This window comes from Deltaproteobacteria bacterium (assembly GCA_009692615.1).
In the GTDB taxonomy this organism is placed as follows: Bacteria; Desulfobacterota; Binatia; order UBA9968; family UBA9968; genus DP-20.
Genome location: SHYW01000159.1, coordinates 1 through 8,854, shown reverse-complemented (window position 1 = coordinate 8,854; position 8,854 = coordinate 1). Strand labels below are relative to the sequence as shown.

Here is an 8,854-nt window from a genome sequence, read left to right as displayed (position 1 = left end):
TTGCTCTGCTTTTTCTTTCTCGCCCACGCCAAACTCGCAAACGTTGTCTGCTCCCCCACGCTCTTTCCTCCCGCCTCACCTTGTCGGTCTTTCTGCTCTTCGTTATTAGACGACTTGCTAGATGACTTGTTCAGAGATTCCTTAAAAGACACCGATCGCACTGAATTCATCAAGATCATCCAGCAAACCTACGCCGGCAAGATTCCCTCCTCGCCTTACTTAGCGCACATCGCGTTGGAACCTCAGGCCAAAGGCAAACCGCTTCGAAGCCCTGATCAAATCACCCGTTTCGCCGAAAAATATGATTTGACCGACCTTGATCTCAAAGTCCTGCGATTGGTCAGTAAAGGACTGAGCAATGAAGAGATCAGCGACATCGTCAATCTCGCCCGCGAGACGATCAAAGGCCATTTAAAGTCGTTGTTTCGCAAACTCGACGTCAAGAACCGTACCAAGCCGCCGTCCTGGCGGTGCGCGAAGGAATCGACTAATTCCACCCGATTGGGACCGTAATCAACTCCCCAAAAGAGGGATTGACAGTGCCGCCATTCTAAGCGATATTCCGTCAACATTTTTCTCGAATAATCTTACTTCACGTTCGTCAAATTAGCGGAGGACAAATTGGGAATAGCGAAAACGTTACTGACGCGCATTGCTTTGGCTTGTTCTATGGTGTTTGCCTTGAGCGCAAATGCGAGCGCCATCGGCGTCGGCGACAAAGCGCCCGACTTCGAGCTCGACAGCACCACCGGCGGTAAATTGAAGCTCAGCAGCCTCAAAGGCAAAAACGTTCTGATCAACTTTTACGTGCTCGACTTCAACCCCACCTGAATCACGGATCTTCAAGCGTCCAGTTCGGACAACTATCCAGCCTTCAAAGCGGAAAACACCGAAGTGGTCGGTATCAGCGCCAACGCCGCCTTCTCCCAGAAAGCCTTCACCGACTTCGCCAAGATCGCCTATCCTTTGCTCAGCGACCGCGAAAACAAAACCATGCAAGCCTACGGCGTCTTGAACGAAGCCAACCGTACCGCCAAAAGGTCCTACATCATCGTCGACAAAGAAGGCGTGATCAAATATTACGACATCCGCCCCAGCAATACGGAAAAAGATTTGCTGACCACGGAACAATTGTTGAACGCAGTTAAAAAAGTCAATCAAGGCAGCTAATTTATTTACGTCAGAAAACTAGAACGGGATAAACATGAACAAGCTATTTCAAAAATGCCCACCTTCGGTGATTCTAACTTTGCTGGCGCTCATCGCGGTCGGCTGCGCCATGACAAGCGATATGGGCCAGAAGGAAATCAAAGTAGCGTTATCCGGCGACCAAGAGGTTCCTCCGGTCAAGACCTCAGCGACTGGAAGCGCCACCTTTGTTATCGCCGCAGATAAAACGGTCACTGGCAAGGTCACCACCTCTGGCGTAGAAGCCACCGCGGCACATATCCACGAAGCGGCCAAAGGCGCCAATGGCCCGGTCATCGTACCGCTAGCCAAAGCCGCCGATAACTCGTGGTCTCCTGCCGCTGGAGCGAAACTGACCGATGCCCAATACTCGAGCTACTTGGCCGGCAACCTCTATGTCAACGTGCATAGCGCGGCAAACAAAGCGGGAGAAATACGCGCGCAACTGCCTGCGGTGAAATAACGCGAATTAAAAATTTGCTGGCAACGAAAGATTGTCAATCATAGTTTAAAAATTAACGGTTAGAAAATTTGAAAGGAGAATAGAATAAAATGGTTCGGAACATTTTAACGGGTGCGGTATTCGGGTTCATGACTCTAGCGATTTCGACGCAGGTGTTCGCCCAGGCGGACGTCAACGAGAAACGACAGAACTTGATGAAAAACCAGAGCGCCACAGCGAAAGCGCTTAAGGCCGCAGTTGAAGAGAAAAATTACGCGGTTGTAGAGGTAAAGGCAAAGGACATTATGGGCACCGCTGACGGTATCGTTGCGGCTTTCCCCAAAGGCAACACCACCGGCAAAACCAAAGCCAAACCGGAGATCTGGGAGAAGTCGGAAGACTTCGGCAAGACCGCCAAGAGTTTAAGCAAAGTAGCCGGCGAGCTCGCTGCCGCCGCCAAAGCTGGGAATGAGGCCGAGGTCGGTGTGAAGTTCAAAGCGCTCGGCGATACTTGCGGCTCCTGCCACAAACAGTTCCGCGCCGAGAAATACGGCGAATAAGTTCAAGGCAACTTCAGTAAATGATAAGAAGAGAAAGCCGCTGCCATCGGCAGGGGCTTTCTTGTTTCTGGCCCTGCCCTGCTGTAAAGTTTTTTCACTAGTTCCAACGAGGTGGACGCCATGGCAATCAAGAACATTTCCTTCGTCGCGTTAACATTTTTATTCAGCCAACTATCGCTCGTAGCAGACACTCCGGCGCAGATGACGCGCCTCAACGTCGGCTACAGCGCCGTGAGCGCTGACCAACTACCGGCCTGGGTCGCCAAGGACGCGGGGATCTTTGCCAAGTACGGTCTCGACGTCCAGCTGATTTATTTTACCGGCGGTTCCACGGCGATTCTTGCATTAGTCTCCGGCGACGTTCCGATCACGCAAGTTTCCGGCCCTGGTCTGGTCAGCAGCACACTCGGCGGCTCCGACGCGGTGTTCGTTGCGGCCGGCATCATCTCGCTCAATTATGTCTTGATGGGTAAACCGGGAGTCAAAAATATCGAGCAACTCAAGGGCGGAACTCTAGCGATCAGCCGGTTCGGCTCCGCCACCGATTCCATCGCTCGTTTTGCCTTGAAAAAAGTCGGCTTGACCGTTGGCAAAGACGTAACTCTGATACAAGTCGGCAGCGGCCCGGAACGCTTGGGCGCGTTACAGACCGGCAGAGTCACCGCCGCGGTGATCAACCCGCCGTCGAGTTTCATCGCCGAGAAGCGCGGCATGGCGGTGCTCGCCGATGTCGCTCAAATGGGTCTGGTGTTTCAACATACCGGCGCGGCTACTACCAAGAAATTCATTCGCGAACATAACGACGTGGTGCGGCGCTACGTGCGCGCCCACGTCGAAGCCGTGCATCGAATGTGGACCGACAAGGAAGCGACCATCCGCGCGCTGGGAAAATACATGGGCAGCGGCCTCGATCGGGACATTCTCGACCGCAGCCGCGACAACGTCATGCACGAAACCCTCTATCCGAAGAAACAATATCCCAGTCTCGAAGGCCTCAAAACCGTCATCGACGATCTCGCCGAAAGAGACCCGCGCGCCAAAGCGGTCAAGCCCGAGCAGTTCGTCGACTTCAGTTTTATCCGCGAACTCGACCAAAGCGGCTTCATCGACGGACTGTATAAAAAATAGTTGACCGCCGATCGTAAATCATGTTGAGCACCGAGCGCGGCGCCGCCGCGGTTCCTATACTTCAAGCTTGGGCTCAGAAAATCGCCACCCGCGCCGATCCCGCGGTTGAAACCCAAGTCGAGTTCGAAGACGACTCGCGCACGTTTATCTTCCGCCTCGCCAAAGGCAACCGCGTGCTGATCTTCCGCCTGTCCCAAACCCAAGTCCACGCCGACGGCCGGGAAGCCGAATGCGAACGCACGCTGCTAAGGAAGATCAAGGACCTGTGGAATTTGATTTAGGCCTGCAACAAGAAAATTCGCTTTCACCACGAAGGCACGAAGGACACGAAGGTTTCGGAAAATTATTATTCCGAACTTCGTGATCTTCGTGTCCTTCGTGGTGAAATATTATCCCTAGCCCTTTGCCATCAGTCGCGCCGCGTCTTTGGCGAAGTAGGTCAGAATCATATCCGCGCCGGCGCGCCGGATCGCATAGAGCACTTCCATCATGATCCGCTCCTCGTCGATCCAGCCGTTTTGTCCCGCCGCTTTGATCATCGAATATTCGCCGCTGACGTTGTAGGCCGCCACCGGATAGCCGAACTTCTGTTTAACCCGGTAAACCACATCCAAGTAGGCCATCGCCGGTTTGACCATGACGATATCGGCGCCTTCGCGGATGTCCATCTCGACTTCGCGCAGCGCTTCGTCCGAGTTGGCCGGGTCCATTTGGTAAGAACGGCGGTCGCCGAACTGCGGCGTTGACTCAGCAGCTTCGCGAAACGGTCCGTAAAAACCCGAAGCGTATTTCGCCGCGTAGGCCATGATCGCCGTCTGGCTAAAGCCGTCGTGGTCGAGTGCGCTGCGAATCGCGCCGACCCGGCCGTCCATCATGTCCGAAGGCGCGACGATATCGGCGCCGGCGCGGGCATGGGACAAGGACTCTTTCACCAGCAACTCCAAAGTGCCGTCGTTGTCGACATCGCCATTCTTGATCACGCCGCAGTGGCCGTGATCCGTGTATTCGCATAAGCAGACATCGGTGATTACCAACATGTCAGGCAGCTTGTCTTTAATCGCGCGGATCGCCTGCTGGACGATGCCGCCGTCATTGTAAGCGTCGCTGCCGATGGCATCTTTAGTTTCGGGGAGACCGAACAAGATCACCGCGGGAATGGCCAGGCCGCTGGCTTCGACACATTCGTCAACCGCACGATCCACCGACAACTGCGCCACGCCGGGCATCGATGAAACCGGTTGGACTTTGTCTTTCCCCGGCCCGATGAACAGCGGATAAATCAAATTCTTCGGCGCCAAGCTGGTCTCGCGCACCATGGCGCGAATCTTTTCGTTGCGCCGCAATCTTCTTGGCCGGTATCGAGGAAAGTCCATGGCGTTCTCCCAAGCTAGTTATTTTTCCGCGCGCTCGCGCAGTAATCGATCAGCGCTTCGAGCAAGCCATCGACGGTCGACTGACGTGAGAGAATCGCAACTTGCCCGCCCAACTCTTCGACGGTTTTTGCCGTGATCGGTCCGATGCTGGCGATGACAGCGTTACCGACCACCGATGCCAACGGTTCACCGCCAAACAGTTGGACGAAATTACCGACCGTGCTCGAACTGGTAAACGTGACGATATCGATCTCGCCGCGACTTAAGCGCTCCTTGACCGCGCTGTGATCATAAACCGGCGCCACCGTTCGATAAGCTTCGATGATTTCAACCTCGGCGCCCCAAGAACGCAAAGTCTCCGGCAAAATCTCCCGCGCCCGCGCCGCCTGGGGAATCAACACACGCTTACCGCTCATGCTCGCGGCGTCCAGCGCTTCGAGCAGCCCTTCAGCTTGGTAACGTTCCGGTACCAACGCGAGCGATATCCCGGCATCGTTCAATCGCTCCGCGGTCGCCGAGCCCACCGCGGCGATTTTTATATTTTGTAAATCCAGCAAAGTTTTTCCGACTTGCGTGAGCCGCGCGAGAAAAGGCTCGATACTGTTGACGCTGGTGAAGAGCATCCAGTCGAATTTTTCAATGCGCGCCAGCGCCGCGTCGAACGCGGTAAAATCCTCGGGCAGTTGAATTTCAATCGTCGGCAGCTCGACAACTTCGCCGCCCAGCGCTTCAATGCGCTGGGCCAAACTCCCGGCTTGCTTGCGCGCCCGGGTGACGACGATTTTCCTACCGGCGAGAGGCTGAGCTACCATCGACTTAAGTTAGGCCGAGAATCTTATCCGCGCCGGCGTCAATCAACTGCTCGGCCAAGTGGCGGCCCAGTTCCACGGCGTCGCTCGTCTTGCCGCTGATTTCACCACGGCAAAGCGCTTTGCCATTAGGATCGGCGACAATGGCGATCATCTTGAGCCCGTCGCCATGCACCCGCGCCCTGGCGCCAATCGGCACGTGACAGCCGCCGCCGAGCCGCGCCAACAACATCCGCTCGGCGCGCACTTCAGCATTAGTTTTGGCATCGTGAATAAACACCAACAGCTCCGCCATCGCGCCGTCGTCCCGCGCCTCGATGCCGAGGGCGCCTTGAGCCACGGCGCTGAGGCAAACTTCATCGTTTAAATATTCCGTGATGCGCTCCGGCCGGCCGATGCGGATCAAGCCCGCCGCCGCCATGATCAAACCATCGGCTTCGCCTTCATCGAGTTTACGCAAGCGCGTATCGACGTTGCCGCGAATCGGTACCACGGCGAGATCGCCGCGATGATGGAGCAGTTGGGAACTTCGGCGCAAACTCCCGGTCGCCACTCGCGCGCCGGCAGGAAGATCCTTCAGCAACCGGCCATCCCGGCTGACTACCACATCGCGCGCGTCTTCACGCCGCGGCACCGCCACGATGGCTAAGCCATGAGGCAGTTCCGTCGGCAAATCTTTCATCGAATGCACCGCGATGTCGATGTCGTTTCGCAGCAGCGCGTCTTCTATTTCTTTGGTGAAAACACCCTTGCCGCCGATCGCCGCGATGGGCCGATCGATAAACTGGTCGCCGCTGGTTTTGATGATCGTCAATTCCACCTGCGCTTCGGGGTAATGTGCTTCGAGTTGGCCCTTGACCCAATTCGACTGGGCCAACGCCAACATGCTGCCGCGGCTGCCGATGCGGATGCGTTTCATTTACCGTCCAAGTCGAAGAGCTTTTTCAGCGCCGCGACGTAAAGCGTCGCTTCGTCGTCGTCGCCCTGATTGTTTTTCAATTGAGCGATCGGTCCGTGCAGCATCTTGTTGATCATCGCGCTGGTCATGTCTTCCAACGCCGCGCGCTGGGGCTCCGACAAATCCTTCAAACTGCCGCCCAGCGACTTTTCGATCTCGCGCCGGCGAATGTCATCGAAGCGCTGGCGCAACGCCGTGATGGTCGGCGCCTGTTCGAGCGAACCGACCCAGCGCACGAAGCTCTGCACTTCATCCTGGACGATGTTCTCGGCCTTGCTCGCTTCGTTGGAGCGCCCTTGTAAGTTTTCTTCCGCGACGCTTTTGAGGTCGTCGATGTTATAGAGATAAACGTTGTCGAGGTCGTTGATCTTGGCGTCGAAGTTGCGCCGGTCGCCGATGTCGATGAAGAACATCGCCTTCTGTTTGCGCTCGCGCAGCACTTTTTCGACTTGATGGGCGTGGACCAAGATGTCCGGCGCGCCGGCGCAGCCGATCACCAGATCGGCCATCTTTAAATATTGCGGAAAATCTTCGAAGCGGATCGGGCTGCCGTGAATGCGCTCGGCCAATTCGACGGCGCGCTCGAAAGTTCGATTGGTCACCATCAGACTGCGCACGCCGTGGCTTTGCAGATGGCGCGCCATCAGATCGCCCATTTTCCCGGCGCCGATCAGCATCACGGTCTTGTCGTCGAAACGATCGAAGATGCGCTTGGCCAAATCCACCGCCACCGAACTCACCGACACCGCGCCGCTGCCGATGCCGGTTTCGCTGCGCACCCGCTTGGCGACCGAAAAAGAACGATGGAACAAACGATGCAAAATCGTCCCGACGCTACCGGCTTGATGCGCCGCGTCGTAGTGAGCTTTCAATTGGCCGAGAATCTGCGGCTCGCCCACGACCATGGAATCCAGACTAGCGGCGACACGAAACAGATGGCGCACGGCGTCGGCGCCCTGGTAACTATAGGTATGTTCGTCCAGCGAGGCGCCGTTACGCTGGGATTTCTGCGCCGCGAGAAAGCCGCTGATGTCGTCGCAGGCGCGACCGCTCTCAGATGCCGCGACGACCACTTCGACGCGATTGCAGGTGGAGAGGATGACGCTCTCTTCGATGGACGGATAACTTTGCAAACGGGTTAAAGCGTCGCGCAGATAAGCATGCTCGATGGCGACGCTTTCGCGCACTTCGATGGGCGCGCTGCGATGGTTGAGACCGACTATGACGATTTCCTTTTGCACGGCGAATTTATGCTGAACGACTTTGGTTTGGCTTACTGAAACTGACCCCCATGCCGGCTCGGGAACATGGTATCGCCCAAAAGAAAATAGCCGAGAACCACAAAGAAGCCGACCATGGTCAAAAGCGCCGCCTTTTTGCCGCGCAGTCCCGCGGTGATGCGGCCGTGGAGAATCGCGCCGTAAAACAACCAGGCGATGCCGGAGGAAATTTGCCGGGGCTCCCAGGACCAATAGTTGCCCCAATGAATCCCCGCCCATAAACTGCCGGTGACAATGCCCAGCGTCATCAAGGGAAACCCCCAGACCAGCAACAAATAATTCAATCGATCGAGGGATTCCAAGGGCGGGAAAAGATTTATCAAAGCGCTGATCTTCTTATGCTTGAGATGGCGCTCCTGAAGCAGGTAAATCAAGCTCACGCCAAAGGCGAGAGCGAACACCGCGTTGCCCAAAAACGCCAGCGTCACATGCACCGGCAGCCAGACCGATTCCAATCCAGGCGGAATGGCGCCGTCGCCGCGACCAAAAGCGTAGGCCGCCAGACACATCAAAAACGCCAACGGCGCGACGATTCCGCCGAGCACGGAGACGCGATACTTGAGTTGAATCGAAAGATAGAGCCCAACCATCAGCCAGCTCTTGAACAACAACGCCTCGCCCATCAACGCCACGGCGCCAAACCCTTCGTTAAGAAAGCGCGCAGTGAGCGCGCCGGTGTGGAATAAGAAACCGGCCAAAAGCGCTAAAGTGGGAAGCCGCGACGCGGCGTCCTTGCGGAACAAAACATAAAAGTTGCCTGCCGCCGCCAGCAAGTAAATCGCCGCGGTAAGTTTGACGGTTAAAGCTTCCATAGAGTCACAGGCATTATATGCGAAGCTCGACCGCCTGCAAGCCTGTTAGCGGATACCGGAAAGATTCGCGTCCACAGCTCAAGACTGAGAGTTCTCCATTACCCCTCTTTGGAAAAGAGGGGCCAGTGGAGATTTTTTCCCCGCGCGCAGCACAATGGACTGCGCCCCTCCGGCTGGAGAGATTTCACCGGGATTTGAGGGGAGCGCGATCGGCGGTTTTGGTTTGTTGAAGCGACCTCTCGTATTCCTCCGGGGGTAGATAGCCCAGGGCCGAATGCAAACGTTTCTTGTTGTACACCTCCTC

Annotated in this window: 12 protein-coding genes; 7 read left to right on the top strand and 5 right to left on the bottom strand. The window is 56.2% G+C overall.

Translation table 11 applies throughout. From position 1 onward, the window contains the following. The 7 genes from EXR70_23980 to EXR70_23950 all read left to right on the top strand — a co-directional run bounded on the left by EXR70_23980 (position 1) and on the right by EXR70_23950 (position 3,599). The gene (locus tag EXR70_23980) at positions 1–513 is read left to right on the top strand and encodes a response regulator transcription factor (protein MSP41556.1); all 513 of its coding nucleotides are present in this window, start codon (positions 1–3) and stop codon (positions 511–513) included. A 108-nt stretch (positions 514–621) separates the two neighbouring features. Beyond that, a complete protein-coding gene (locus EXR70_23975; protein MSP41555.1) occupies positions 622–831 on the top strand; it encodes a redoxin domain-containing protein in 210 nt (69 codons plus the stop codon). After that, positions 832–1,170, top strand: a complete 339-nt coding sequence (locus EXR70_23970) for a peroxiredoxin family protein (GenBank protein MSP41554.1) — start codon at positions 832–834, stop codon at positions 1,168–1,170. Between the two features lie 34 nt (positions 1,171–1,204). After that, complete coding sequence (locus EXR70_23965; protein MSP41553.1) at positions 1,205–1,651, top strand: CHRD domain-containing protein; 447 nt, start codon at positions 1,205–1,207, stop codon at positions 1,649–1,651. 89 nt (positions 1,652–1,740) lie between these two features. Beyond that, complete coding sequence (locus EXR70_23960) at positions 1,741–2,190, top strand: cytochrome c (protein MSP41552.1); 450 nt, start codon at positions 1,741–1,743, stop codon at positions 2,188–2,190. Positions 2,191–2,310: 120 nt separating this feature from the next. Further along, positions 2,311–3,318, top strand: coding sequence for an ABC transporter substrate-binding protein (locus tag EXR70_23955; protein MSP41551.1), 1,008 nt, complete (start codon positions 2,311–2,313; stop codon positions 3,316–3,318). Between the two features lie 20 nt (positions 3,319–3,338). Beyond that, the gene (locus EXR70_23950; protein MSP41550.1) at positions 3,339–3,599 is read left to right on the top strand and encodes a hypothetical protein; all 261 of its coding nucleotides are present in this window, start codon (positions 3,339–3,341) and stop codon (positions 3,597–3,599) included. A 114-nt stretch (positions 3,600–3,713) separates the two neighbouring features. On the opposite strand, the gene hemB is transcribed toward EXR70_23950, so the two are convergent. From hemB to EXR70_23925, 5 genes are read right to left on the bottom strand one after another with little or no spacing between them, the layout of a single operon-like run. Then, complete coding sequence (hemB, locus tag EXR70_23945) at positions 3,714–4,691, bottom strand: porphobilinogen synthase (GenBank protein MSP41549.1); 978 nt, start codon at positions 4,689–4,691, stop codon at positions 3,714–3,716. Positions 4,692–4,705: 14 nt separating this feature from the next. After that, entirely contained in the window at positions 4,706–5,503 is a 798-nt protein-coding gene (locus EXR70_23940) for a uroporphyrinogen-III synthase (protein ID MSP41548.1), read from the bottom strand. A 4-nt stretch (positions 5,504–5,507) separates the two neighbouring features. Beyond that, positions 5,508–6,419 carry a hydroxymethylbilane synthase gene (hemC, locus tag EXR70_23935; protein MSP41547.1) on the bottom strand — a complete coding sequence of 304 codons (912 nt, stop codon included), beginning with the start codon at positions 6,417–6,419 and terminating at the stop codon, positions 5,508–5,510. Further along, positions 6,416–7,687 carry a glutamyl-tRNA reductase gene (locus tag EXR70_23930; GenBank protein MSP41546.1) on the bottom strand — a complete coding sequence of 424 codons (1,272 nt, stop codon included), beginning with the start codon at positions 7,685–7,687 and terminating at the stop codon, positions 6,416–6,418. The genes hemC and EXR70_23930 overlap by 4 nt, the downstream gene beginning before the upstream one ends. 44 nt (positions 7,688–7,731) lie before the next feature. Further along, positions 7,732–8,550, bottom strand: coding sequence for a c-type cytochrome biogenesis protein CcsB (locus tag EXR70_23925; GenBank protein ID MSP41545.1), 819 nt, complete (start codon positions 8,548–8,550; stop codon positions 7,732–7,734). Between the last annotated feature and the right edge of the window lie 304 nt (positions 8,551–8,854).